General features: G+C 62.7%; 24 protein-coding genes. 10 read left to right on the top strand and 14 right to left on the bottom strand.

What is annotated here, in order from left to right; genetic code table 11:
• Positions 1-220: 220 nt before the first annotated feature.
• The 13 genes from fdxA to NF876_RS13275 all read right to left on the bottom strand — a co-directional run bounded on the left by fdxA (position 221) and on the right by NF876_RS13275 (position 10,002).
• Positions 221-559, bottom strand: a complete 339-nt coding sequence (gene fdxA, locus NF876_RS13335) for a ferredoxin FdxA (protein ID WP_262269281.1) — start codon at positions 557-559, stop codon at positions 221-223.
• 380 nt (positions 560-939) lie between these two features.
• On the bottom strand, positions 940-1,332 hold the full coding sequence (locus tag NF876_RS13330) for a nuclear transport factor 2 family protein (RefSeq protein ID WP_262269280.1): 393 nt from the start codon (positions 1,330-1,332) through the stop codon (positions 940-942).
• A gap of 57 nt (positions 1,333-1,389) precedes the next feature.
• Positions 1,390-2,955 (bottom strand): FAD-dependent oxidoreductase, encoded by a 1,566-nt coding sequence (locus tag NF876_RS13325; protein WP_262269279.1) that lies wholly within the window; start codon positions 2,953-2,955, stop codon positions 1,390-1,392.
• Between the two features lie 478 nt (positions 2,956-3,433).
• Positions 3,434-3,910, bottom strand: coding sequence for a DUF2231 domain-containing protein (locus NF876_RS13320; RefSeq protein WP_262269278.1), 477 nt, complete (start codon positions 3,908-3,910; stop codon positions 3,434-3,436).
• 14 nt (positions 3,911-3,924) lie between these two features.
• On the bottom strand, positions 3,925-4,182 hold the full coding sequence (locus NF876_RS13315; RefSeq protein WP_262269277.1) for a sigma factor: 258 nt from the start codon (positions 4,180-4,182) through the stop codon (positions 3,925-3,927).
• 133 nt (positions 4,183-4,315) lie between these two features.
• The gene (locus tag NF876_RS13310; protein ID WP_262269276.1) at positions 4,316-4,864 is read right to left on the bottom strand and encodes a hypothetical protein; all 549 of its coding nucleotides are present in this window, start codon (positions 4,862-4,864) and stop codon (positions 4,316-4,318) included.
• Positions 4,857-6,659 carry a family 1 glycosylhydrolase gene (locus tag NF876_RS13305; RefSeq protein WP_262269275.1) on the bottom strand — a complete coding sequence of 601 codons (1,803 nt, stop codon included), beginning with the start codon at positions 6,657-6,659 and terminating at the stop codon, positions 4,857-4,859. The genes NF876_RS13310 and NF876_RS13305 overlap by 8 nt, the downstream gene beginning before the upstream one ends.
• 90 nt (positions 6,660-6,749) lie before the next feature.
• Positions 6,750-7,280, bottom strand: a complete 531-nt coding sequence (locus NF876_RS13300) for a plastocyanin/azurin family copper-binding protein (protein ID WP_262269274.1) — start codon at positions 7,278-7,280, stop codon at positions 6,750-6,752.
• On the bottom strand, positions 7,277-7,696 hold the full coding sequence (locus NF876_RS13295) for a DUF5602 domain-containing protein (protein ID WP_262269273.1): 420 nt from the start codon (positions 7,694-7,696) through the stop codon (positions 7,277-7,279). The genes NF876_RS13300 and NF876_RS13295 overlap by 4 nt, the downstream gene beginning before the upstream one ends.
• Before the next feature lie 142 nt (positions 7,697-7,838).
• The gene (locus tag NF876_RS13290; protein WP_262269272.1) at positions 7,839-8,531 is read right to left on the bottom strand and encodes a CBS domain-containing protein; all 693 of its coding nucleotides are present in this window, start codon (positions 8,529-8,531) and stop codon (positions 7,839-7,841) included.
• A 130-nt stretch (positions 8,532-8,661) separates the two neighbouring features.
• Positions 8,662-9,066 carry a DUF488 domain-containing protein gene (locus tag NF876_RS13285; protein WP_262269271.1) on the bottom strand — a complete coding sequence of 135 codons (405 nt, stop codon included), beginning with the start codon at positions 9,064-9,066 and terminating at the stop codon, positions 8,662-8,664.
• Between the two features lie 160 nt (positions 9,067-9,226).
• Positions 9,227-9,559: a carboxymuconolactone decarboxylase family protein gene (locus NF876_RS13280; RefSeq protein ID WP_262269270.1), complete on the bottom strand. Its 333-nt coding sequence runs from the start codon at positions 9,557-9,559 to the stop codon at positions 9,227-9,229.
• Positions 9,560-9,561: 2 nt separating this feature from the next.
• Positions 9,562-10,002, bottom strand: a complete 441-nt coding sequence (locus NF876_RS13275) for a hypothetical protein (RefSeq protein WP_262269269.1) — start codon at positions 10,000-10,002, stop codon at positions 9,562-9,564.
• Positions 10,003-10,307: 305 nt separating this feature from the next.
• On the opposite strand from NF876_RS13275, the gene ctaD reads away from it, so the two are divergent.
• The 10 genes from ctaD (at position 10,308) to NF876_RS13225 (ending at position 22,093) form a co-directional block, all read left to right on the top strand.
• Complete coding sequence (gene ctaD / locus NF876_RS13270; protein ID WP_262269268.1) at positions 10,308-11,930, top strand: cytochrome c oxidase subunit I; 1,623 nt, start codon at positions 10,308-10,310, stop codon at positions 11,928-11,930.
• Between the two features lie 95 nt (positions 11,931-12,025).
• On the top strand, positions 12,026-12,496 hold the full coding sequence (locus tag NF876_RS13265) for a DUF2231 domain-containing protein (protein ID WP_315975033.1): 471 nt from the start codon (positions 12,026-12,028) through the stop codon (positions 12,494-12,496).
• On the top strand, positions 12,493-13,776 hold the full coding sequence (locus tag NF876_RS13260) for a PQQ-dependent sugar dehydrogenase (RefSeq protein ID WP_262269266.1): 1,284 nt from the start codon (positions 12,493-12,495) through the stop codon (positions 13,774-13,776). Before NF876_RS13265 ends, NF876_RS13260 begins: the two co-directional genes overlap by 4 nt.
• Positions 13,777-13,846: 70 nt before the next feature.
• Positions 13,847-16,771, top strand: a complete 2,925-nt coding sequence (gene acnA, locus NF876_RS13255; protein WP_262269265.1) for an aconitate hydratase AcnA — start codon at positions 13,847-13,849, stop codon at positions 16,769-16,771.
• An 80-nt stretch (positions 16,772-16,851) separates the two neighbouring features.
• On the top strand, positions 16,852-18,633 hold the full coding sequence (locus NF876_RS13250; RefSeq protein WP_262269264.1) for an SLC13 family permease: 1,782 nt from the start codon (positions 16,852-16,854) through the stop codon (positions 18,631-18,633).
• Positions 18,634-18,707: 74 nt separating this feature from the next.
• Entirely contained in the window at positions 18,708-19,562 is an 855-nt protein-coding gene (locus tag NF876_RS13245) for a universal stress protein (protein WP_262269263.1), read from the top strand.
• Positions 19,563-20,129: 567 nt separating this feature from the next.
• A complete protein-coding gene (locus NF876_RS13240; protein ID WP_262269262.1) occupies positions 20,130-20,687 on the top strand; it encodes a GreA/GreB family elongation factor in 558 nt (185 codons plus the stop codon).
• 64 nt (positions 20,688-20,751) lie between these two features.
• Positions 20,752-21,174 carry a nucleoside diphosphate kinase regulator gene (gene rnk, locus NF876_RS13235; protein WP_262269261.1) on the top strand — a complete coding sequence of 141 codons (423 nt, stop codon included), beginning with the start codon at positions 20,752-20,754 and terminating at the stop codon, positions 21,172-21,174.
• Between the two features lie 49 nt (positions 21,175-21,223).
• Positions 21,224-21,376 (top strand): hypothetical protein, encoded by a 153-nt coding sequence (locus tag NF876_RS13230; RefSeq protein WP_262269260.1) that lies wholly within the window; start codon positions 21,224-21,226, stop codon positions 21,374-21,376.
• Positions 21,377-21,598: 222 nt separating this feature from the next.
• Entirely contained in the window at positions 21,599-22,093 is a 495-nt protein-coding gene (locus NF876_RS13225; RefSeq protein WP_262269259.1) for a DUF421 domain-containing protein, read from the top strand.
• Between the two features lie 101 nt (positions 22,094-22,194).
• Here NF876_RS13225 and mgtE read toward each other — a convergent pair whose 3' ends face one another.
• Positions 22,195-23,562, bottom strand: a complete 1,368-nt coding sequence (gene mgtE / locus NF876_RS13220) for a magnesium transporter (RefSeq protein ID WP_373696655.1) — start codon at positions 23,560-23,562, stop codon at positions 22,195-22,197.
• Positions 23,563-23,793: the final 231 nt, after the last annotated feature.

Raw genomic sequence — 23,793 nt, 5'->3', positions numbered from 1 at the left:
CACAGTATCGACGCTGGTGCTTCGCAAGGCCTACCCCGCAGCCAGATTGTGTCAGTCCTACCGGTCAGCGTTGGGGCCCAGCCCCATACCCGGCACTGCTGGATGGCCAGCTTAGACCTTATTGCGTCCCCACGGGTTGCTCAACCGCGCTTCGCCCGGTGTCCTTGACGTTTTCCGTTCGAGAGCCAGATCGCGACTTTTGAGTCGCTCTGGGAGCTGGTTAGTCGCCTTGGCCGGGATCCGGTGAGAAATACTTCTCTAGCTTGTTGGAAATTCCATCAAGGGCTTCGGCATCGCTCGGAGGTGCGCGCTTGATCGTAACGTTCGGCCATGCGGCCGCATATTTTGCGTTCAGGTTGAGCCAGCTCTCCAGTCCGGGTTGTGTGTCAGCTACAATAGCTTCAGCCGGGCATTCGGGCTCGCACACACCGCAGTCGATGCACTCACCGGGGTGAATGACAAGCATATTCTCGCCCTCATAGAAACAGTCAACAGGGCAGACCTCGACGCAATCCATGTACTTACACTTAATGCAGTTATCAGTTACCACGTAAGTCATGGGGCACCCTAAAGTCACACTCGGCGGGCCGCGCCACAACCAACGCGGGGACTTTCCTAATCGATTCTGAGCGAGCCAGCGCCCCCGGAACTGCCTCGGTCAGAGCCAAGTTGATTGTTCCCGCAGAGGCCTTGCCCGTTCCCATGAACTGAGATCCAATGTCCATCCGTGATCATTCGCGCTGCAAAAGCTTTTCAACATACGATGTGAGCTTCGCAGTGCACGCTGAGTAGAGCAGTGATGGTCTGCTACGGCATTCCTTCAGTCTCCGCCCGTAGAGACTGTACCGGCGAGCGGAGGTCCTTGACTGTTTTTCTTGCAACCCCTTATGCCTTTGACCACGATACTGCCTACGTCTGTGGCCGGGTTCGCATTTCGATTTACCCGTGCACCAGTTCCGATGACTGCCAGACTAGCAATCTCCATTCATGGCCACGCTCTCGCCAAACACGCATATTCCTGTGAAGAAACACGTCCTGCTCCAGACCGATGCGAGCGTGTCCACGCATCAGCCCAACGAGGATCACCAAGTCGCCGTCTACTCGGCAATCGGTTTCTGTGAGGTCAAGATCGGTTGAGTAAGTTAGATCATGAGAGCGAACAGCAGTAAGATAGGATTGTTTATCAAAGATCTTTCCCCTGTTGCTGATATAAATGAACTTGTCATCCAGTATCAGCCCCATGGCATCGGCGTCATTGGTGCGGATGGCCTGAAGGCGGACTTGCTCCAGCTGCCTTACGGTATCAAGAGCGGTCTGATCTGGATTGCTCATTGTGGCTCCTGAATATAGTCGTTCCCCGAATCTGGCAGATGTAAGATTAGACTCTCGCTATCTTCGCTCAGCCATCACTCGCTCAAACTCGACCTCCGCCTGTACCCCTTCGAGGTCCCGGTGAACGACCGCCATCGCCAATTTCTCGTTGCCGCGTCGATACGTGATCGTGCAGTCCCTCGCGGCAAGCTGACCCTCGACGTCCACCCTGTCCCATCGTTCGGCATGACCAACGTAGCCGAGACTGAAGTCATACTGTTCAGTCCAAAAGAACGGAACGCAGTCGAAGCGTTCACGCTGTCCGAGAATGTTGCGCGCAGCGGTCTGACCCTGGCGTTCGGCCACAACCCAATGCTCGACGCGAATGTTCTCCCCCGTGAGCCGATCCGGCCAGCGCGCGATATCGCCGGCTGCGAAAATTCCTGGTGCGCTCGTTTGCAGGTACGCATCTACCGTGACGCCCCGATCGATAGCGAGTCCTGCCTTCTCCGCCAGGGCGAGGACCGGTCTGACACCGATTCCCACCACGACGAGATCGGCATTGAGCCTTGCTCCGCTGGCCAACGTGACGCATTGCTCGTCGATGGACCTCACCGTCGTCTTGAGGTGGAAGGCCACTCCGTGGCCCTCATGCAACCTGCGTACGAAGGTGCCGACCTCAGCTCCGAGCACACGTTCCATAGGGATGCTGTCCGGCGCGACCACATGGACCTCGACACCGCGTGCGCGAAGCGATGCTGCTACCTCCAACCCAATAAAGCTTGCGCCGATCACCACGGCCTGCCGTGAGCTGTGAGCCCTGGCGACGAGGGCGCGGCTGTCGGCCAATGTCCGCAGATAATGCACGTGGGGAAAGTCGACGCCCGGCACATCAAGGCGCACTGGCTCGGCACCGGTGGCGAGGAGCAGTGCGTCATACGGATAGCTGCTGCCGTCCACGAGATGCACAACGCTCGCACTCCGATCAATTAGGGCAACGCGCGCATTCAGCTTCAGATCGATACCGCGATGTTCATAGAACTCCAATGATCGCAAGAGATTAGATGCATCCGACGCGGTGCCGGCGAGAAAGCCCTTCGACAGGCTGGGCCGGTCACAAGGAACTGACTCATCGGCACTCAGCATTGTGAGGCGGCCAGAATAGCCCTCACGCCGGAGCATTTCCGCGGCCGCATTGCCCGCCGCACCGCCGCCCACGATCACGACAGATTCCGGCATGTCGGACCTAACGGGGGTTGGAGTTCCCGTAGCCCGTTCGAGCTCCTCCCTAACATAAACGACGCCGTGTTGCCGTTCGACCCGCCAACAGGAGACAGGCTTCAAGGCAGGGGCGCGTAAGGTCTCGCCGTTACGCAAGCAGAACGCAGCATGATGCCAAGGGCAGCGGACCGTGTTGCCAACGAGCAAGCCGTCCTTGAGGGGAGCTCCGTAATGTGTGCAGGCAGCGCCTATCGCGAACACCTCATCGCCACGCCGCGCCAGCAGAACAGCCTTGCCCCCGACGTGACCTGCGAGCATGCCACCGTCTTCCAGATCGTTGAATGCAACACCTTGGGCAAGATCCGGATTACTGGAGCTTGCGGGCTTGGTTTTCACTTGGTCAACCACGCTATAAGTTCCCATGATCGATCTCCCGAACTCTCGGGCGTACACCCAAAGCGCGAGCATGCACTCGGTTATCAGCGTGCAGGCACCTGTAAGAAAATTGGCGCCGCTCATCAGATTAACTTTCGTTAGGCAGGCTCTTCCTGCCCTCGGCGAAGTCCGGCGCGGGTGTCAATCGACCCAACGTGGTCTACGACAGCTGCGCATTGTACCGGATGATCACCATCGACCTGTTCACTTCAGGTGACAAACGAATTTGTTTGCCACTTTGAAGCAGTATTATTGGTGGCTATCGCGGAAGAGGTCTGAGCGGACCGCAATCCAATGTTGCCAGCTCGAGCGGTGCTGCCCTTGTTCATCTATAGAGGACGAGGGATCGCACCTCATTTGCATAGGTCGCCAGCAGTTCGAGGCCGCCGCGTGTCATTACTCGCGGACTGCATGGCCGGCACCTCGGCGGCCGTCAGCTGGCAGCACGGCGATGTGAGCATTCGGATCAGGTTCCTTGATCCGAGACGGCGACCCGGTGACGGTAGACCATCTCCCACCCGCGCCAACCTGTGTAGAGCAGGAGGAGAACGACGACGAGCGAGATGAGAAGCCCGGTCGGCAGCACGGCGGCATCGCCGGCCTCGTAGCGGCGGTACCAGTTCCACAAGGAGAGAAGGACCACGATCACGTTGCCCACCATGTGGTGCCAGGCCGCCGACAGGCTGCGGATCCGCCGGTCGCCGAGGAAATCGGTCAGGCCGGCAACGGCCGCGAGGGCTGCCATGACGAGCGCGGCGCCCAAGAGATAGAGCGAGGCCGTGCTCCAGGCGCTGTTGCCCGCGTTCCAGAAAAGCAGGTCACACACCAGGGTAGACACTAAGAACGCGACGGGGAACGGGATCAGCATCGGGTGCAGCGGGTGTCCGGCGATCTGCGCCGTGCTCTGGGGATTGCGGTCTCGTACGGTGTTCTCGGCTCTCATGGCGCTCTTCTCATTCAGCGGGAAGTTTCAAAGTGGTTCCTTTGATCGGACGGCGTCGCAGGATGAGTGAAGGCATGACCATAGGCCTCCTGCACCACGTCCTCCGCCTCGGCATCGTCGTTGAGTACGCTGCGGGCCACGCGGTAGAGCTGCCGATTGTGCCTCTTTATGATGAGCCGGACCGCGGCCCCATGCCGATTGCGGGCTTGTTCCACCAGCGCCAGATCATCGATCCCGTCCGATCCTGTTGCCGCGACCGCTAGCGTTTGCATGACTGGGCTCCTGTTGCTGCCCATTTGATGGGGCCTGCTGACAAAGGTTCCCGAACCGGCGGCTCGTCAGGAACAACACTGCACAGCATGATGGTCCGGTACTTGGAACGGCCTGCTGGGCTGGAGCGTCCGTTCACGGTGATGAGCCCTTCGATGACGGCAGCGGGCGAAGCATCTGAGATTGAGCCACCGCCTCCGGTCCCGTGCGTTTTGATGCGGAGCCTGATTGGCTCTCCAAGCTCGCACGGAGATGCCGGTGGATGGGTGGGAACACCACACCCATTACCAAACCCCAAAGCAATTGGGCCAACAGCAACCCCGCAGCGGGGTAGCCCTGCAGGATGGGTCGGTCGGGCAGCCATTGCAGCAGCGGTATCGGCCCGAGCATCCAGAGCACAAAGCCAAACGCCAGGCCGAAGAGCCAGCCGCCCCGCAGGTCGTTGGCAGCGCGCTGGAACAGCCAACCGTACAGGATCCCGCCGAGGAGCATCAGGGCAACGTAGGCGAGAGCGGCCGCGAACACCGATGTGCCGGCTGCCCGAGCAGGCGCGTCGAGTGCCTGGAACCCGGCGAGGACCGCTAACGCTGGAACAGTCGCCGTCACGCCTGCGATAGCGCCGGTCAGGAGTGGTCGCTGCGTCGGGCCGGCATCGAGGCCATGGGCTTGGAGCATCCTAAGCATGGATTCTTCTTGCCTCCCAAGTTGCGGCGTCCGCGGCCTCTTCCAGCACGGTCCCGATGGTTGGGGCCCTGGCGAGATCGGCGCCAAAGAGGCATACGAGGTGCTGGTAAGCAAGGCCGACCATCCGTGGGTCGCGGTTGAGGTCGAACAGGCCGACCGGGTTGACGTTGCCGAGCGGCTCCCGCAGGGCGATGTCCCAGTCGACCTGATCCGTGAGCGAGTACCAGGTGAAGCCGACGACCGGCACGCCAGCCTGACGGATGAGCTGCACGTTGTGCCACTGGCGCCAGAGCCAGCGCGGCCCGTCTCGTGCGTCCATGCGGTTGGTCTCGGTGTGCATCATCGGGCGCCGGTAGCGCTCGTAGTACTGGCCGGCGACGGCATACCACCCGAACAGCTCACCCAACGCCTGCGCCTGCCCCGTGCTGTCGATGAGCTTCTCGTTCCATTCGTAGTAGTCGACACCGAGAATGGCCCGCTGGCGCACGTCCTGCTGCATGAACCACGCATACTCCTCAGACGGCATGCCGTGCTGGAGGAGATAGGCGCGTGTGTTCTCGTGCACCGGACGGGCGTAGAGGAGATCCAACGGCAGAAAGCGTCGTTCGTTCTCGAAGGCGGCGATGCGGCGGATCTCGGGATCGGGGCAGCACGGCTGATAGAACTCGCCGCTCTCGCTGTTGACGAACACGGCATCGGGGCGTTCTTCTGCAATCGCCTGCATCATCAGGACGTTGGCCTTGGCGAGGTGGCGGACGGCGGTGACAAAGGCGCGCTCGTCCCGGCATTGCTCGTTCCAGAGGCCATCCAACGTGCTGAGTTTGGCGCACACATACATCTCGTTGACGGGCGTGTAGAACTGCACCCACGGATAGCGCCGGGCGAACGCCCGAGCGTAGTCGGCGAGCGCCTGCGGCACCTCGGGGTTCTGGAAGTTCTGCAGCCAGTCGGGCAGGCCGAAGTGGCACAGATCCATGATCGGAACGATGCCGATCCGCTGCATCTCGGCCGAGACGTCGTCCACGAAAGCCCAGTCATATTGCCCGGGGCCACGATGGATGAGGTGGAGGGGAGGGCCGTAACGTAAGTATCCCAGGCCGAGGTCCCGCACGAGCTGCAGGTCGGTGCGCCAGTGGCGGTAATGGCCGCAAGCCGCCATCTGGTCCATGCGCCAGCGCCCGCCCTCAAGGGTGGGATAGCTGCACTCGATGCCGGTCGCGAACATGAACCGGTGATCAGCCATCTCCGGAGCCACATTGGAGGACGGACGCGATTTGCCAAGCTGGCGGACCAGGAGTGGCGGCCGGTTCGCCGGAAAGCCAACTGGCCGGGTGTAGAGCAGGCCCAGCACCGTGCCCCAGATCAGGTGGCCGACAGCGATGGAGAGCGGTTCGTGCACGCCGCCGCTCAGCCCGAACAGCCCGGACGAAGAGAACTGGCCGCTTTGGACGAGCGGGTGCATGAGGTCGAACTGCGGATGCATGATGAAGATCGCCAGCGGCATGGGCACGAAGGCGAACACCAGGCCCTGCAGGGCAGGGCGCAGCGGCAGAACGGACCAGAAGAAGTAGGCGTAGAACACAGCCCAGATCGCGCCGACGAGCAGGTGAATCGTCATACCGGCCAGCCAGGCTTCCCATGCCGGCGCATTGGGGAGGACCAAAGTCCCGAGCGTCATGACAAGGTCAAAGAACGGTACGCCTGCCCAGATCAGCAGCCGGGCAGCGATCTCCCAAGCGATGGCTCCCGCCATGCCGGCGAAAACCGCCTTCGCGTAGGCTACCGAGCGGATCATGGTGCCCTCGTGTATGTCTGGCAGGACCTCAGTGGCTGGTCATTGGATGGGCGGGAGCCCGGAAGGTTCCCGTCGGTGCTGGATCAGCCCTTACGTGCGCCTGACGATGCCGCGGCGCATGATCTCGTCGACGGGAGGGAAGGCTTGGAGCGCGATGTCAGGGATGGGCTCCCCGCCCGCCGCCTGCGCCGACACGCTGGCAGCTGGAGGCCGCCCGGGCTGACCGACGACGATGCGTCCGACCATGCCGGCATGCTCATGCGGGACGCAGTAGAAGTCGTAGACGCCCTCTTGCGTGAGTGTGACCGAGAAGCTCTCGTTCGGCAGCAGGTAGTCCGAGTTCCAGGGTTCCGCCCCTTCAGGGATGCGCAGCGGGCGCTCGAAGATTTTCGGGTGATAGGCCGTGGCCGTGTGGGAGTTGCCGGGATCGAGATTGATCCAGCGAACCGTCTGACCCGGCTCGATGCGCAGGCCCATCGGATCGAACCAGACATGCGAGCCGTCCGCATTGCCCTTCATCCGGATCTCGACTGCATCTGCAGCGAGCAGGAGCCGGGGCAGCGCCAGACCGGCGAGGACACCCCCGCCGATCCGCAGGATGGTTCTGCGCGAGATGGTCACTTTCCGGCCACCCGTGTCTCGTCGACCTTGGGCACGTGCCACAGGACGACGTGAGCATGAGGCTTCTCGACGCCCGGATGCCCGGCGTTGAAGTAGACGTCCACATGATCGACCTTTCCGCCGGGTGCTGCGAGATCGTCGAAGCGCTTGTCCTTGTTGGTGAGATCTTCGATGGGAAGCATGTAGACTGTGCTGACGAGCCGTCCCTCGCGGTCGTAAGCCAGGAACGGCCCGGCCGGCAGTGTCTTCGGATCGACATAGAGCTGGCCGAGGCCCGGCAGGAACTCAGGCAGCTTCACGAGGTCGCTGACCTTTTTATAGGCGCCGCTTGGCGGAGCCTTTTCGACCTGATCGGCGGCCGTGGCCGGCATGGCAAATACAGCGGTGAGAGCGACGGCGGCAAAGCGGGCGAGCATGAAATCCTCCATGGGTGCGGCTGACGGCGCGGGTTACGCAACGCATTGGACGGCGGGTCCATCAAAAGGTTCCCGCCGCACGGAAGCCCTTGGGACGAACCCGATTGTGTCGAGCAGCGGGGTAGGACAAACCTTCGCGCGCTCAGAAGACGTAGGAGGCGGGCGGTACACTCGAGAGGTGATCCTCGACAGCCTTCACTCCGGATTGGTTCTCCGCAGCCAGGCGGAGCGCATGTCGTTCCTCGTCCGACTGGACGATTCCGAACAGGTGAACGACGCCATTCTCGACGACGATGTTTTTCGCCAGGAGATGCGCCCAGGGCTGGTCTCCGAGCTCCTCGTTCAGCCGCTCCCGAATGATACGGTCGGCAACGTTCATCGGCTTCGACACGTCGGTTGTTGCCAGCACCCGAAGCAGGTTGCTTCTGGTCACGATGCCGACGAGCCTCCCATCCCGCAACACGGGAACGCGCTTGATCCGATGTTGCTCCAGAGTGCGGGCCGTGTCGGCGACTGACGTGGTCTCCAGGACCGTGACCACGTCAGTCGTCATGACGTCGCTGGCTGTTCGACCGTGTGATTTGGCGTAGTGCTGAGCCAGCACCGTGGGGCCATTGAGAAACGTGTGCCACCAGGACCGGCGCCGTTCACCGGCCAATTGGGCATGCCCGATCAGATCGCCTTCGCTGACGATGCCGAGCAGCCGCCCCTCGTCCTCCACCACCGGGACCCCGCTGATATGATGGTCGCAGAGCAACTTGGCGATCTCGTGGATTGAGGTCTTGGGACTGACTGTGATGACCCCAGGCGTCATGACATCCGCGGCGGTGAGCATCCCTGCCTCCTCTGGGTGAGCGCTGACGAGGGGCTTGTGAAGGGATGCCGGCCGTCGGCGCTAGCAGCAGATGAGAGAAGGGTACGCTTGGACAGGGTATGTGACAAACGAATAGCTTTGCCACTTCAAATCACTTTTTTTGCTCCTTGGTTGTTTCTCGGCCTGCTTGGCCATGCAGAATAAGGCTCCTGAGGGCGACCGCGTCGTTGTGCCTCTCGTCGCGGGCGGAAAACACGAGAGTGATCCGGCCCTTGCGAGCCCGGGCTCGCAACTCTTCCAGCAGATCTTGGTGTTCATGCACCTCGGCGGCGTACCGGCGGCAGAACTCGTTCCATCGGCCAGGGTCGTGCCCAAACCAGCGGCGCAGCTCGCTGCTGGGTGCGATGTCCTTCATCCATTCGTCGAGAGCAAGGGCTTGCTTGGACACCGCGCGGGGCCAGAGTCGGTCAACGAGAATGCGAATGCCGTCATCGGCAGCAGGCGGCTCGTAAGCCCGCTTCAGCCGGACATTGTCGTCCGGAACCTTTGTGCTCATCGTGATGCTCCACGCGCCGATCAAAATGGGCGGTCGCCATCACCGGCCACCTGTACGGTTTACGAAGCCCCAGACCAATGACTGTCTTGAACTGTGATCGACGAGCGCCCGATTGCCTCGTGCCCGATAACCCATCATGGGGTGTCGCGCCGGGTCTGGCCTACAGATCTTCTGACAACTCGGCGATCATGATGGCGGCATGGGCGTAGGCCCCTCCGGCCCGCATCTCCGCGGCAACCCAGACCGCCTCCATCAGCTCCTGCGCGGTCGCGCCCGCCCGCTGGGCCGCCTTGGTGTGCCCCACGATGCAGTAGGGACATTGGGTGACGTGTGCGACAGCGACGGCAATCAACTGCTTTGTCTTGGCATCCAGAGCACCATCCGCGAACACCTGGCGTCCGAAGGCCTCGAACTCGGCCTGGACATGGGGCGCGAGATCCCGGCGTTTGCGGGCTGCCTCAGGAGACGGCTGCGGGTATAGTGTGGCGGTCATGGTCATTTCCTCGCGAAACGGGAGTCGGCGTCGTCGACCAAGATGGACAGGGGCGATGCCTGGCCATGAGGTGTTCCGATCTCAAGCTCCAGTTTCACCTGAACGGGGGTAAGTCGGATCTCGGACGGGTGCACCGGCGCCTTTCGGCGAGAATCCTTGTCGCTGGCGGGAGAGCCTTCGGCAGCCGCTGCCGCAGTGCCTCGGCGGCCCTTCAGGTGAAGGTTTGCCGCGTTGACGAGTTGGAAGAGATAGAAGCCGTTCCACTGAACACTTTCTTCCGCCGCTTCGTGGTTGAAGCTCAAGGGGCCGATGGCACTCTCGTTGACCCGTCCGACGAACTCCCATGGCGGACCGATGATAAACGATGGCACCGGTCGATCTTCCGGAACAGCGCAGATGAGCTCATCCCGATCCGCGCGGCAGAACAGGTTGTAGGTTCGCATGGCCAACCTCCCGTTGTCGCGACGCCCTCCAAGCGCGAGGGTGGACCAGCCGGTGGGCCTAAGATGCGACTTGGTCCCTTCGACAACATCAGCAAAGCTCGTCCCAACGAGCCTATGTGGCAAACGAATTCTTTTGAATGTTCCGAGCGGAATTTCTGCATCCTCAAGGAATGGTTTATCGGCTGAACAGCAATCCCGAGGTGATCCGGCACCCAACAAAATTGTTGCACTTATTCGGCAAGATAATTCGTTTGCGAGAACGATCCGGGTGCTGGAACGTGGTCATGTTTCGAGAGTGCCTCTTCATGCCCGACAGAGTTCACCCGCTCGCAGATCATGCGGAGAGCCACGACGTTCCTTCATTCTGGCGCCGGTGGTTCTACTCCACGAACCACAAGGACATCGGCAGCCTCTACCTGATGTTCGGCTTCACGGCCGGCATCGTCGGCGGCCTTCTGTCCATCGGAATGCGCCTGGAGCTGCAGGAGCCGGGCCTGCAGTTCTTCTCCAATCCGCAGGCCTACAACGTCTTCGTGACCGGCCACGGCCTGATCATGGTGTTCTTCGTCATCATGCCGACCTTGATCGGTGGTTTCGGCAACTGGTTCGTGCCGCTGATGATCGGGGCCCCCGACATGGCCTTCCCGCGCCTCAACAATATCTCGTTCTGGCTCATCGTCGCGGCCTTCTGCCTGATGATTCTGTCCCTGTTCTCCGAAGGTGCTCCGGGCTCACTCGGCTTCGGCGGCGGCTGGACAGCCTATCCGCCGCTCTCGACCATCGGCCATCCCGGCCCGGCCTTCGACTTCGGCATCCTGGCCCTGCACCTTGCCGGCGCCTCCTCGATCCTGGGTGCGATCAACTTCATCACGACGATCCTCAACATGCGGGCCCCGGGCATGACGCTGCACAAGATGCCGCTGTTTGCCTGGTCCATGCTGGTCACCGCCTTCCTGCTCCTGATCACCCTTCCCGTGCTTGCGGGCGCGATCACGATGCTGCTGACCGACCGCAACTTCGGCACGACCTTCTTCGAGCCGTCGGGCGGTGGCGATCCGGTGCTCTACCAGCACCTGTTCTGGTTCTTCGGCCACCCCGAAGTATACATCATGGTCCTGCCGGCCTTCGGCATCATCAGCCACATCGTCTCGACGTTCTCGAAGAAGCCGATCTTCGGCTATCTCGGCATGGCCTACGCCATGGCGGCCATCGGCGTGGTCGGGAGCGTGGTCTGGGCCCACCACATGTACACGGTCGGCCTGTCGCTGCAGACGCAGGCCTATTTCGTGTTCGCCACCATGGTCATCGCGGTGCCCACGGGCGTGAAGGTGTTTTCCTGGATCGCCACCATGTGGGGTGGCTCCATCCGGTTCACGGCAGCCATGCAGTGGGCGATCGGCTTCATCTTCGTGTTCACGGTCGGCGGCGTCACCGGCGTCGTGCTGGCGAATGCTCCCGTCGACCGCTACATGCATGACACCTACTACGTGGTGGCCCACTTCCACTACGTGCTCTCGCTCGGCGCAGTCTTTGGGATCTTCGCCGGCATCTACTACTGGTTCCCGAAGATTACCGGCTATGTGTACTCGGAGCAGGTCGGCAAGCTGCACTTCTGGATCGCGTTCATCGGCGCCAACGTGCTGTTCTTCCCGCAGCATTTCCTCGGCCTCTCGGGCATGCCGCGCCGCTACGCGGATTATCCGGATGCCTTCGCGGGCTGGAACCTGGTGTCCTCGATCGGGGCCTACATCTTCTTCATAGGCCTGTTTGTGTTCCTATATGGCGTGATTGACGCCTTCCGGCGCAAGGAACGGGCGGCGGATAACCCTTGGGGCGAGGGCGCGACAACGCTGGAATGGACCCTGTCCTCGCCGCCGCCGTTCCATCAGTTCAACACGCTGCCGAGGATCGTGGATACCCACCACTAGAGCAGAGAGGTGATGTAATATTATTCGATCAGGTACTGGGTTGTGTCCGAAACTTACCGACCGCTGATGCATTGATCGATCGGCCCCTTCGCCCGATGCCGATCACCGATGGTTCTGGAACGAGAGGAGACGCTGTGGTTGCCCTATCCAGTCCAGGGGTTTTGAGGCCACTTCACCCCCTTCACGCCATCCTTCTCGCCTTTCCGCTCCCCTTGTTCATGGGCGCACTGCTTAGCGATCTCGCTTACCGGTCGACCTTCCATGTGCAGTGGGCCAACTTCTCGTCCTGGCTCATTGCCGGCGGACTCGTTGGTGGTGGCTTCGCCCTGCTTTGGGCGCTGATCAACCTGTTTCGCCGGGGACCGGCCCGCAAGGGGCGGTTGCTCGTCTATTTCGTCGTGCTGCTGGCCATGTGGGTGCTCGGCTTCGTCAACGCCCTCGTCCACGCGAAGGACGCTTGGGCGACCATGCCAGAGAGCCTTTATCTTTCGGTGATCGCGACGCTCCTGGCCCTCGTGGCCGCCTGGATCGGCTATTCTGGCTTTGGCGCAGGAGAGGCGAAATGATCCGCTCAGCCCTCATGATCGGCACCCTGGCAGTGGCCCTCTCCGCCTGCAACGGCGAGCCCGAGCCGGTGCAATATGGCCCCGACCCGAACCTGCCCGAGCCGCAGCGTGGCCTGTTGCCCTCCATGAAGATCCCACGGCCGGCCAATTGGGGCAATGATCTCCCGAAGGTGCCCCAGGGCTACAAGATCCAAGCGATCGCCACGGACCTTAAGATCCCGCGCCAGACCCTGGTCCTGCCCAATGGCGACATCCTGGTGGCTGAAGGATCCGGCGGCTATGCGCCGACCCTGCGCCCCAAGGACCTGATCGCAGGCTTCATCAAGAGCCTCGGCAAGAGCTCGGTCAAGGGCGGCAACCGGCTGACCCTGCTGCGTGACGCCGATGGCGACGGCACCTACGAGATGCAGGGCGTCTTCGCTGACAATCTCAACGCGCCCTATGGCCTCGCGCTCGTCAACGGCGCCATCTATGTGGCCAATCAGGATGCACTGGTGCGCTTTGACTACCGCGACGGCCAAGCCCAGGCGAGCGGCCCGCCGACGAAGGTCACGGACCTGCCTGCGGTGATCAACCACCACTGGACGAAGGCGATGACCGCCAGTAGCGACGGGCGCTTCCTCTATGTGGGCATCGGCTCCAACAGCAACATCACCGAGCGCGGGATGGACGCCGAGGAGGACAGGGCGATGGTCTGGCAAATCGATGCCCAGACGGGAGCCCACAAGCCCTACGCGACCGGCCTTCGCAACCCCACGGCGCTGACCATCCAGCCGGGCACGGGCCAGCTTTGGGCCGTGGTGAACGAGCGGGACGAGATCGGCCCCAATCTCGTGCCGGACTATCTCACCTCCGTGCGGGAGGGCGCCTTCTACGGGTGGCCCTACAGCTATTGGGGTCAGAACGTCGACCCGCGGGCCCAGCCGCAGGATCCGGAGAAGGTCGCCGCCGCGATCCACCCCGATTATGGCTTGGGATCGCATGTGGCGGCGCTCGGCGTGTCCTTCTCGAACCCGGCCATGGGCGCGGACTTCGCCGACGGGGTGTTTGTGGGCGAGCACGGCAGCTGGAACCGCAGCGTGCCGGTCGGCTACCGGGTCATCTTCGTGCCGTTCCGCGACGGGAAACCCGCCGGAGAACCGATCGACTTCGTGTCCGGGTTCCTGGTCAACGACGGCAACACGCGGGGACGGCCGGTCGGGGTGACGGTGGATCCCCGCGGCGCCCTGATCGTCGCTGACGACCTGTCGAATACGATCTGGAGAGTGACGAAAAACTGATCCAAAGCTCAAAACGCTTGCGATCGGCTGCGGCGAAGATGGCAGGCGGCCGGATGGATCGGAGGGCCACATGGACAGCTTCGGAGCCGCGTCAGAATTGAAGGTGGGAGATCTCACCTATGCGATCCACCGCCTCGACGCGTTACAACAGCATGGGATCGATATCCAGCGCCTGCCTTACTCCCTTCGGATCCTGCTCGAGAACCTGCTCAGGAACGAGAACGGCTCCTCGGTGACCCGGGACGACATCGAGGCGCTTGCGGGGTGGAAACCGGGTTCGACCGACCGCACCGAGATCGCGTTTCAGCCCGCCCGCGTTCTGCTGCAGGATTTCACGGGGGTTCCCGCAATCGTCGATCTCGCGGCGATGCGCGACGCCATGGTCCGGCTCGGTGGCGATCCGTCCAAAATCAATCCGCTGCAGCCGGTGGAACTGGTGATCGACCATTCGATCCAGGCCGACGCCTTCGGGGTTCCGGAGGCCATGCGGATCAACCAGCGGCTCGACTACCGCCGCAACGGCGAGCGCTATGCCTTCCTCAAATGGGGCCAGCAAGCCTTCGAGAAGTTCCGCGTCGCGCCGCCCAACAGTGGCATCTGCCACCAGGTCAACATCGAATACCTCGCCCGTGTGGTCTTCGGGGCGGAAGAGGGCTCAAACGACCGTGGAAACAGCCGTACGCTCCCGCTGGCCTATCCGGACACGCTGGTGGGAACGGACTCGCATACGCCGATGGTGAACGGGCTCGGTGTGCTCGGCTGGGGGGTCGGCGGTATCGAGGCCGAGGCCGCGATGCTCGGCCAGCCGGTCTCCATGCTCATCCCGGAGGTGGTGGGGTTCAAGCTCACCGGTCATTTGCGCGAGGGCGTGACCGCCACCGATCTTGTCCTCACCGTGACGCAGATGCTGCGCAAGAAGGGCGTTGTCGGCAAGTTCGTGGAGTTCTACGGCCCGGGCATCGAGAACGTGCCCGTCGTGGACCGCGCCACGATCGGCAACATGTCACCTGAATACGGATCGACCTGTGCGATCTTCCCGGTCGATCACCTCACCCTCGACTATCTGCGCCTGACCGGCCGCCCGGAGGCGCAGATCGCCCTTGTCGAGGCCTACATGAAGGAGCAGGGCTTGTTCCACCACAGTGACGCGCCGGAGCCGGTGTTCAGCGACACGCTCGAGCTTGACCTAGGCGACGTCGAACCAAGCATCGCCGGTCCTGGCCGGCCGCAGGATCGCATTCCGCTGCCCCGCGTCAAGGAGGCCTTCGCGGCCTCTCTGCCATTGCTTCTCCCGCCCGAGCCACGCCGGTCGCAGAAGGGGGCGGATGCCCGCACCTCGCCAGACGAGCGCCTCAACGTCTGGGGTGAATCGGCCAGCGACGATCCTTCTTCCGGGCCGCCCACAGACGGGGCCGAAGCCCTGGACCACGGCTCCGTCGTGATCGCGGCAATCACCAGCTGCACCAACACGTCGAACCCCTCCGTCATGCTGGCGGCGGGGCTTCTCGCCAAGCGCGCGGTGGAACGCGGGCTCGATCGCCGGCCCTGGGTGAAGACCACCCTCGCACCCGGATCGCGCGTGGTCACGGCGTATTACGAGCGGGCCGGCCTCACGCCCTATCTCGAACGACTGGGCTTCAACCTCGTCGGCTACGGCTGCACCACCTGCATCGGCAATTCCGGGCCGCTTCCGGCGGAGATCTCCCAGGAGATCCACCGCAGGGGACTCGTGGTCGCGGCGGCGCTGTCGGGAAACCGCAACTTCGAGGGACGCATTCACTCGGAGGTCCGCGCGAATTACCTGATGTCCCCGCCGCTCGTCGTGGCCTTCGCGCTCGCCGGACGCATCACGATCAATCTTGAAAGCGAGCCGCTCGCGGACGATCCGCACGGAACCCCCGTCTTTCTGCGCGATCTCTGGCCGAGCCAGGACGAGATCCAGCGGACCATACGCGAGGCGACGGGTTCGGAGCTCTACCTCGAGAACTACCGCGAGATCTTCGCCGGTGACGAGGAATGGCGGGCGCTCGAGGCGCCCTCCGGGCACATCTATCATTGGGACCCACACTCCACCTACGTGCGCAGCCCGCCCTTCTTCTCGGCAATGACGCGCGAGACCCCGGCGGCAGTCCCGGAGATCAAGGGAGCGCGCGTCATTGCGGTGTTTGGCGACAGCATCACCACCGACCACATCTCGCCGGCCGGAACGATCCAGGAAAAATCCCCCGCTGGAGAGTATCTCATGACGCAGGGCGTCGCGCCCAGGGACTTCAACTCGTATGGGGCGCGGCGCGGTAATCACGAGGTGATGGTGCGGGGCACCTTCGCCAATGTGCGCATCCGCAACCAGCTCGCGCCCGGTACCGAAGGCGGATACACCAGCCATCTGCCGACTGGCGATGTCACCACCATCTATGAGGCAAGCCAGCGTTATCTGCAGGACGGTGTGCCGCTGCTTGTCCTCGCCGGAAAGGATTATGGATCCGGCTCCAGCCGGGACTGGGCCGCCAAGGGCCCATACCTGCAGGGCGTGCGCGCGGTGATCGCCGAAAGCTTCGAGCGGATTCACCGGTCGAACCTCGTCGGCATGGGTATCTTACCGCTGCAATTCGTGGACGGCGCCTCGGTTCAAAGCCTTGGCCTGACCGGACGCGAGGTGTTCGACATCACTGGGATCACCGCCGGGGTGGCGAGCGGTTTTGCACAGTCGCGCCGGCTTACCGTGCGGGCACGGCGGGAGGACGGCAGTGCGACCGAATTCGAGGTGAGCGCCCGCATCGAAACGCCGCAAGAGGTGCTCTACGTTCGCCACGGGGGCATCCTGCAATACGTTCTGCGCCAGCTCCTGGGAGAGCGCTCGGAACATGTTGCTGCGCCCGCCCCGAAGCCCCATCCGCTTCCGATCGGCGACCCTGACGGGACGGTGGACGAGGGCTCGATCCAGTCCTTCCCGGCAAGCGATCCGGCCTCGTACACCGGGAGCACGGGAGGCTAATGAGATTCCAGCCGCTCAGGCTCTGGATCAAAGCAATGCTTTGACGCCCGAGTCGCCGCGACCTTGACCGAGGAGCGGAGATGCCCTGGGAGTCGTTTCAGATCCCCATCGTTCTGATGCTGATGGCGCTGGTTCTTGTCGGCTTTGTTCGCGAGCGCCTCGCCCCAGATGTGGTTGCGATGCTGGCGTTCAGCGCCCTGATCGCGACCGGCATCCTGACCCGCGATGAGGCATTGAGCGTGTTCAGCAACAGCGGCCCGATCACGGTGGGTTGTATGTTCGTCCTCAGCGCCGCCTTGGAAAGAACGGGGGTCGTGGATCGGCTGGGCGGGATCGCCATCAAGGCGGCCGGTCGGTCGCCGCGCCTCGCGCTCATCGGGATGGGCGTCGTGGTCGTGTCGATCTCCGCGTTCATCAACAATACGCCGGTCGTGGTGATCCTGACCCCCGTGGCCATTCTCATGGCTGGAGCGCTTCAGGTGGCACCCTCCAGGCTGCTGATCCCCCTCTCGTACGCCAGCATTTTTGGCGGCACGACAACCCTGCTTGGCAGCTCGACCAACCTTCTGGTGAGCGGCGTGGCCGTCAGCCATGGGCTCCCGGCGATCTCGATGTTCGAGATCACAGCGCCGGGCATCGTCATGGCCTTGCTCGGCATCACCTACCTGGCTGTCGTCGGGCGGTGGCTGCTGCCGGATCGCGGGTCGCCCGTTATTGAGCAGCCGGAGCGGTTATTCCTGTCGGAGGTCCTCATCCCGTCAGAGTCCCCGCTCGTCGGTCGCACCCTGGCGCAAGCTGGGCTGCGGAGCGGTGAAGCTGTGCGGGTTCTTGAGGTGGTCAAGGGTGATCGATCCTTCCGATACGCCGTCGACGAAGTTGTCCTCGAGCCCGGCTCCCGGGTCGTCCTCGAAACCCATGCCGGCGGGCTGTTGGGACTGCACGAGACCGGGAGGCTGAATTTCGGCGCCCGCGATCGGCACCTCATGGAGCCGGTCCGAGAGGAACCGGGGGTGCTGATGGAGGGGGTCGTCGGCCCTCACTCCCGGATGATCGGCCATCCGATTGCCGACCTGAACCTCCGGCTGTATGGCGTCTACATTCTCGCCGTCCACCGTCGGGGCGCTGAGCTCCACGGCAACTTCGACGAGTTGACGCTCGCCTCCGGAGACATCCTTCTGTTGGAGGGGACGATGGACGGCCTGCGGCGCCTCTTCGACCGCGGAGAGCTGGTCAACCTGACGGAGCCGAGCGACCGTCCGCTGCGCCCGGACAAGGCTCCGGTCGCCATCAGTGCAGTGGCGGCGGTCGCGGCTCTCGGCGCGTTCGACGTCTTGCCGATTGAGATGCTGGCGCTCATCGGCGCGACCGCGGTGGTGGCGCTTGGCTGCCTGAGGCCCGATGAGGCGTACGAGGCCATCCAGTGGCGCATCCTCTTCCTCATCTTCGGCATGCTCGGGCTCGGCATCGCATTCGAGAAGACGGGAGCCGCGGACGTGCTGGTTCGGGAAGTCGCGACCGTGGCCTCCGGATTGAGCCCCGTCGCCATTCTCGCCCTTCTTTACCTGTTCACCTCGATTCTGACAGAGTTCATGAGCAACAACGCGACGGCTCTCCTGGTCACGCCCATCGCAATCGCCCTGGCCGAGCAACTCGGAGTCGATCCACGGCCATTCGTCATGGCGGTGGTTTTTGCGGCGAGCGCCAGCTTCGCGACGCCAATCGGGTATCAGACCAACACGTTTGTCTACGGTGCGGGCGGCTACAAGTTCACGGACTTCCTCCGCATCGGCGTTCCCCTGAGCGTGATCATGTGGATTGCGGCCTGCATCCTGATTCCGTTGTTTTGGCCTCTGACGCCATAGGCTCTATTTCCCTTGAGAGGTCGGCTCTTCCGGCCACAGGCTCCCCGGGCGCTTCCAGACCAGGAGATGAGCGGATGCAAATTCTCGCAGCGACCGATTTCTCGACCCGATCATACCGGGCATTGCGGCGAGCCGGCTTGCTGGCAAAGGCTTGCGGCGCCGAGCTCTCCCTCGTCCATGTCGTCGACGACGACCAGCCGCCGGATCTGGCCGCGATCGAGACACGCGAGGCCGAACGCATCCTCGCCGAGCAGATCGGTGCAACGGCCGAGCTTCAGAGCCTCCGATGCCGTCCGATGGTGGTTGCCGGCGATCCATTCGACGGGATCCTGCGAACGGCGACGACGCTTCAGGCAGACCTGATCGTTATGGGGGCGCACCGCAAGCAGCTTCTTCGGGATGTCTTCATTGGGACGACGATCGAGCGCGTGATCCGGAGCGGACCTCACCCGGTTCTGATGGTCAACGACGAGGTGGAGAGGCCCTACCGAACGGCCCTGGCGGCCGTCGACCTGTCGGAGCCGTCCGCAACTGCCATCAAAACCAGCATGACCCTGGGATTACTCGGGACCCTCAGGCTCACGCTGGTCCATGCGTTCTTCCCGCTGGCAAAGGGTAAACTGTCCTATGCCGGGGTCAGCCAGGACAACATCGATGAGTACGTTGTGGGCGAACGGCTCCGAGCGACCCAGGAGCTGATCACGTTCCTGGACGCGAATGGCCTCAGCGATGTCGGGCAGTCCAAGCACATTGAGGAAGGCGCTCCGTTCGAGGTGATTTCCAGCACCGTGAAGCGGTTGAGCCCCGACCTTCTTGTGATCGGGACGCATGGGCGATCCGGTATCGCCAAAATGTTCCTGGGGAGCGTGGCCGAAGAAGTGTTGCGATCGCTCGACGTCGATATCCTCACCGTCCCGCCCACCCGGTGATGAGCGGGGCAGGGACGAGAAGGGGAGAGCAAGAACGGAACCGCCACAGTCGCGACTTGGCAGGGAACCTGACCATAGCGTCTGTTGGTCGAAAGCGGGCCAAATGATCGTCAAGAAATCAAGGACGCGCTAGAAAGATCATGCGTATCCACCGCCCTTAAAGGGTGGGACCGACAAGAGAACATCGATCAGAACGAAGTTGAGCAATGATCACCAATTGTTGTGATAGCATGAGTTAAGGAATATTGTTATGTTCGATGCCCGCGACATGGCCGAAAGTTCTGATAACTCAAATAATGGTGCCTATAAAGTATTGACTGATAGTTTTTTGTATCTATATTGAAACTGTCATGATTACGTCGCGTCAAATTTCTCGCCTCTATGGAGGCTGCCTCTTCGCAGGCCGCTGATCCCGAGATCGGCCGGGCGCCTTGCGCCGCCGTCGTTCGGGTCATGACAGACTTTTCCAACATTCACATTCAACACGCCTGATCACGGGCGAGCGCCGCCGTTTGCTCCCATTCGGCCCGCTCTCAGGCCCTGATCGGCATTGCATAGGAGGAACTTATGCACACCCACATGCCATTGCCGCAGATCACCATCGCGACGGACGACTACAACCGCCTCATCTCGGCTACCGCCCTGAAGCGCCGCCACCGCGGACCGCACCACGACTTCCTGATGTCGGAGTTGCGGCGGGCGTCGCTCTGCCATCCCGACGCGTTGCCTGACGATGTGGTCTCGACCAACGCGAAGATCACGTACCGGATCAACGGCCGCGGCACGCCGATGTCACACGTTCTGGTCTATCCAGAGGACCTGCTCTGGCCGGGCGCGGAACTGTCTGTCTTGACGCCCTTGGGCACAGCCCTCCTCGGTCTGCGGGTAGGCGACCGCATGCCGTTCCGGACGGGCCCGAACGGGCCCGTGCACGAGGTCGTGGTGGAGGATGTTCAGTTCAGGCTTCTGCCGGATGAAGAGGAGCCTACCCGAACGACCGCCGATCAATCAGGTAACGAGCACGACAACTCGCGGGACGACCTGGAGCGCCGGCTTGATGATGCCCTGATGGAGACGTTTCCGGCCAGCGACCCGATCTCGGTCATCATCTGCCGGCGGTCCTGACACGAAGAACCAACACAATCGCCGCCTTCGTGCGGCGGGACGCAGTGATATCTTGGAGGAGACAATGGAACAGGTGAACCGACCTCTCATCGCCATCTCTGCGATCGATTATGACCGGCTGTCGTGGATCGCGAACGCGGGTGTTCAAAGCCAACGCTACAAGGCCGCTGGAATGCTGACGGACGAACTCGGGCGCGCGGAAATCGTGGCTCCCGAGGCCATCCGGCCGGACGTCGTCACCATGCATTCGGAAGTCGAATACCAGGACGACGTGACCGGTCAGATCCGCCGCATCACCCTGGTGTATCCGGATGAGGAGGATCTGGATGCGGACCAGGTTTCGGTCCTGACCTACATCGGTGCGGCGCTCATCGGCCTGCGGGAGGGACAGTCGATCGAGTGGCAGGGTCCAATAGGCGGATGGCGTGGGCTGACCGTGCCGCGGGTGCACTTCCAGCCCGAGCGCATGGCCGGCCTCAGCGCCTGAGATCCGCAACAGCCACAGAAGCACGCTGAAAGCAGGACTGGAGACTACAATGAAGACTGAAAGAAAAATCGTCTCAACCAAGAAATCAAAGGCGTTTGGGCCGACGGATTCGAAGGTGGTCGCGGTGCCTGTGTGGGCCCCGCAACCAAACCCGCTGACCCCTGCGGAAATTCGCAAGCTCGTCATCGACCAGATCGGATGATGACGATCTGCCTGCGGCTCGACTCCATGAGCCGGCATGCTTTGGCAACGGCGATCCTATCTAAGATCGCTGGAACTTCCCCTTGGATGGGGCAGTTCATGCGGTTGTGCAGGACTTTCGTGGAGAGAAGGTATGCGGAAAAGTCCCGCACTGGTGATCACGGGAGTTCTCCTTCTGCTCATGGGACACGCACCTGCTCCGTGCGCCGGCGCACCCTAAGCTATGGAAATCCTTCCCGAGGACTGGCTCGGTATTGTTGCGCCCGACACGCCGCTTCTGGAGCTCGTTGGGCGAGGATCCGTTTTGTATTTCGTGATCCTGGTCATCACGCGCCTGATGCCGCGACGGGCCGGCGGCGAGCTGGCGATGATGGACCTGATCTTCGTCCTCCTGATCGCGGAGGCGGCCGCCCACGCCTTGGGGGAATACAGCTCCGTCGCCGACGGGATCGTCATGATCGCCACGTTGATGGGCTGGAACTACCTCATCAATGCTCTCAGCTATCGCGTGCCCTTCATCGAGCGGCTGGTTTCCTCGTCGCCCCTGCAAGTGATCCAGGATGGCAAGCTTCTTCGGCGCAACATGCGCCGTGAGTTCCTAACGGAGGACGAGCTTATGACCCGCCTCCGCGAGGAAGGCATTGACGATGTTAGAGAGGTAAAATCCGCCCACATCGAAGGGGACGGCAAAATCTCAGTCGTGCCGAGAAGGAAGTGAAAAGGATGCTCGCGGTCGTTCAGGTTCCTCCTCGGTGCGGAGCCGTGCTCGAAAGAAGTCGAAGATGACCCGCAGCGCCGCCAGGGTAGGGACGACTTACGTTAGAGGAGCGTGCCTCGCAGGATAAAAATCGCGATGCTGAAGTAAATCACGATGCCCATGACGTCGACGAGGGTCGCGACAAACGGAGCGGAGGAGGTCGCTGGATCGAGCCTGATGGCCTGCATCAGGAAGGGGAGCAGCGAGCCGACAAGGGAACCAAACGTCACGATTCCGACCAGGGCTGCACCGACGGTGAGCGCCACGAGCGGCCAATGCTCGCCGTAGTCGTAGAAGCCCGCAACCTGCCACAAGGCGATCCGGCCCATGCCGATGAGGCCGAGCAGCGCCCCGAGAATGAGGCCCGTCGGCAACTCGCGCAGGGCGACGCGCCACCAGTCGGGCAGCCGCAATGCCTGGACCGCCAGCGCGCGAATGATCAGCGAGGTGGCCTGTGACCCGGAATTGCCTCCGGAGCTCATGATCAGAGGAATGAACAACGTCAGGACAACAGCCCTGGCGAGGTCGGCCTCATAGTACTGCATGGCGCTGGCGGTCAGCATCTCACCGAGAAAGAGAGCGATGAGCCAGCCCCCGCGTTTTCGGATCATCTCGGCAAACCCGATATCCAGGTACGGCTGTGGCATGGCCTGCATGCCACCGAGCTTCTGCACGTCCTCGGTGCCCTCTGCGATCATGGCGTCGATGACGTCGTCGACGGTCATGATGCCGAGCACGTGGCCGGCCTCATCCACGACGGGGATCGCGATCAAGTTGTATTTGGCAATAAGGCAGGCCACATCCTCGCGGTCCATCATCGGATCGGCCACGATCGGGCTGCGAGCGGGGGCGACGGAGAGGATCGGGGCCTGCGGCTCGCCGGCGATCAGCTCGCGCAGGCTCGCGACCCGCAGCAGCTTCTCGGTGTCAGGATCCAGAACATAGGTGGCGTAGACCGTCTCGCGGGTCGGCTCCACCGCGCGGATGTGCTGAAGCGTTTCTTCAACGGTGAAGGTTGCGGGGACGCTCACGAACGCGCTCGTCATCAGGCTGCCTGCCGTATCCGGTGGGTAGGCCAGGAGTTGCTCGAGCAAAGCCTTGGCCGCCGGGTCAAGCTGATCCAGCCAGTGCAGGCGTGCCGACGCCTCCAGGACACGCAGGATCGCGGCGGCGCGGTCGGCCGATAGGGCTTGGAGCAGCGCCACAGCCTTCGGGGCGGGCAGCGATTTGACGAGCTCAGCCGAGGCACGCAGCTGTGGCTCATCGAGGATCTCCGCCGCCTGCTCGAGGGGCAGGTGAGCCAGAATGCGGGATGCGACCGGCAGCGGCGTCCGATTCAAGGTCTCGACGATGTCGGCCACGTGTTGCAGCTCCATGTCGGCCGCAAGGGCCGCAGGATCGGCCTCGCGCGTCGTGCCGATGTTAGCCATGACCTGCTCCCATTCGTCTGCTTCACCGCCCGCCCTGAGGGCACTCTGGCTGACGGACGTGTCCCGGTCATCAGGGCATGCGCAGGATCGTGGGCTGGCCCCCAGTGCCGCCGACGATTGTAATCCTGAATTGGTACAGGCCGGCACCGCCAGAATGGTTCAGCGAAGAAGAGGGGGGCGTGGCCGCCCATAGTGCTTGGCTGGATGGGTCAAGGCAGAGCGAGAGGCACC

The sequence above is a fragment of the Microvirga yunnanensis genome (genome assembly GCF_025460875.1).
This window is presented reverse-complemented; position numbering and strand designations above follow the sequence as displayed.

Coding starts and splice junctions, on each gene's coding strand:
- fdxA (WP_262269281.1), bottom strand. CDS start 559: ATGACTTACGTGGTAACTGATAACTGCATTAAGTGTAAGTACATGGAT.
- NF876_RS13330 (WP_262269280.1), bottom strand. CDS start 1,332: ATGAGCAATCCAGATCAGACCGCTCTTGATACCGTAAGGCAGCTGGAG.
- NF876_RS13325 (WP_262269279.1), bottom strand. CDS start 2,955: ATGGGAACTTATAGCGTGGTTGACCAAGTGAAAACCAAGCCCGCAAGC.
- NF876_RS13320 (WP_262269278.1), bottom strand. CDS start 3,910: ATGAGAGCCGAGAACACCGTACGAGACCGCAATCCCCAGAGCACGGCG.
- NF876_RS13315 (WP_262269277.1), bottom strand. CDS start 4,182: ATGCAAACGCTAGCGGTCGCGGCAACAGGATCGGACGGGATCGATGAT.
- NF876_RS13310 (WP_262269276.1), bottom strand. CDS start 4,864: ATGCTTAGGATGCTCCAAGCCCATGGCCTCGATGCCGGCCCGACGCAG.
- NF876_RS13305 (WP_262269275.1), bottom strand. CDS start 6,659: ATGATCCGCTCGGTAGCCTACGCGAAGGCGGTTTTCGCCGGCATGGCG.
- NF876_RS13295 (WP_262269273.1), bottom strand. CDS start 7,696: ATGCTCGCCCGCTTTGCCGCCGTCGCTCTCACCGCTGTATTTGCCATG.
- NF876_RS13290 (WP_262269272.1), bottom strand. CDS start 8,531: ATGCTCACCGCCGCGGATGTCATGACGCCTGGGGTCATCACAGTCAGT.
- NF876_RS13285 (WP_262269271.1), bottom strand. CDS start 9,066: ATGAGCACAAAGGTTCCGGACGACAATGTCCGGCTGAAGCGGGCTTAC.
- NF876_RS13280 (WP_262269270.1), bottom strand. CDS start 9,559: ATGACCGCCACACTATACCCGCAGCCGTCTCCTGAGGCAGCCCGCAAA.
- NF876_RS13275 (WP_262269269.1), bottom strand. CDS start 10,002: ATGCGAACCTACAACCTGTTCTGCCGCGCGGATCGGGATGAGCTCATC.
- ctaD (WP_262269268.1), top strand. CDS start 10,308: ATGCCCGACAGAGTTCACCCGCTCGCAGATCATGCGGAGAGCCACGAC.
- NF876_RS13265 (WP_315975033.1), top strand. CDS start 12,026: ATGCCGATCACCGATGGTTCTGGAACGAGAGGAGACGCTGTGGTTGCC.
- NF876_RS13260 (WP_262269266.1), top strand. CDS start 12,493: ATGATCCGCTCAGCCCTCATGATCGGCACCCTGGCAGTGGCCCTCTCC.
- acnA (WP_262269265.1), top strand. CDS start 13,847: ATGGACAGCTTCGGAGCCGCGTCAGAATTGAAGGTGGGAGATCTCACC.
- NF876_RS13250 (WP_262269264.1), top strand. CDS start 16,852: ATGCCCTGGGAGTCGTTTCAGATCCCCATCGTTCTGATGCTGATGGCG.
- NF876_RS13245 (WP_262269263.1), top strand. CDS start 18,708: ATGCAAATTCTCGCAGCGACCGATTTCTCGACCCGATCATACCGGGCA.
- NF876_RS13240 (WP_262269262.1), top strand. CDS start 20,130: ATGCACACCCACATGCCATTGCCGCAGATCACCATCGCGACGGACGAC.
- rnk (WP_262269261.1), top strand. CDS start 20,752: ATGGAACAGGTGAACCGACCTCTCATCGCCATCTCTGCGATCGATTAT.
- NF876_RS13230 (WP_262269260.1), top strand. CDS start 21,224: ATGAAGACTGAAAGAAAAATCGTCTCAACCAAGAAATCAAAGGCGTTT.
- NF876_RS13225 (WP_262269259.1), top strand. CDS start 21,599: ATGGAAATCCTTCCCGAGGACTGGCTCGGTATTGTTGCGCCCGACACG.
- mgtE (WP_373696655.1), bottom strand. CDS start 23,562: ATGGCTAACATCGGCACGACGCGCGAGGCCGATCCTGCGGCCCTTGCG.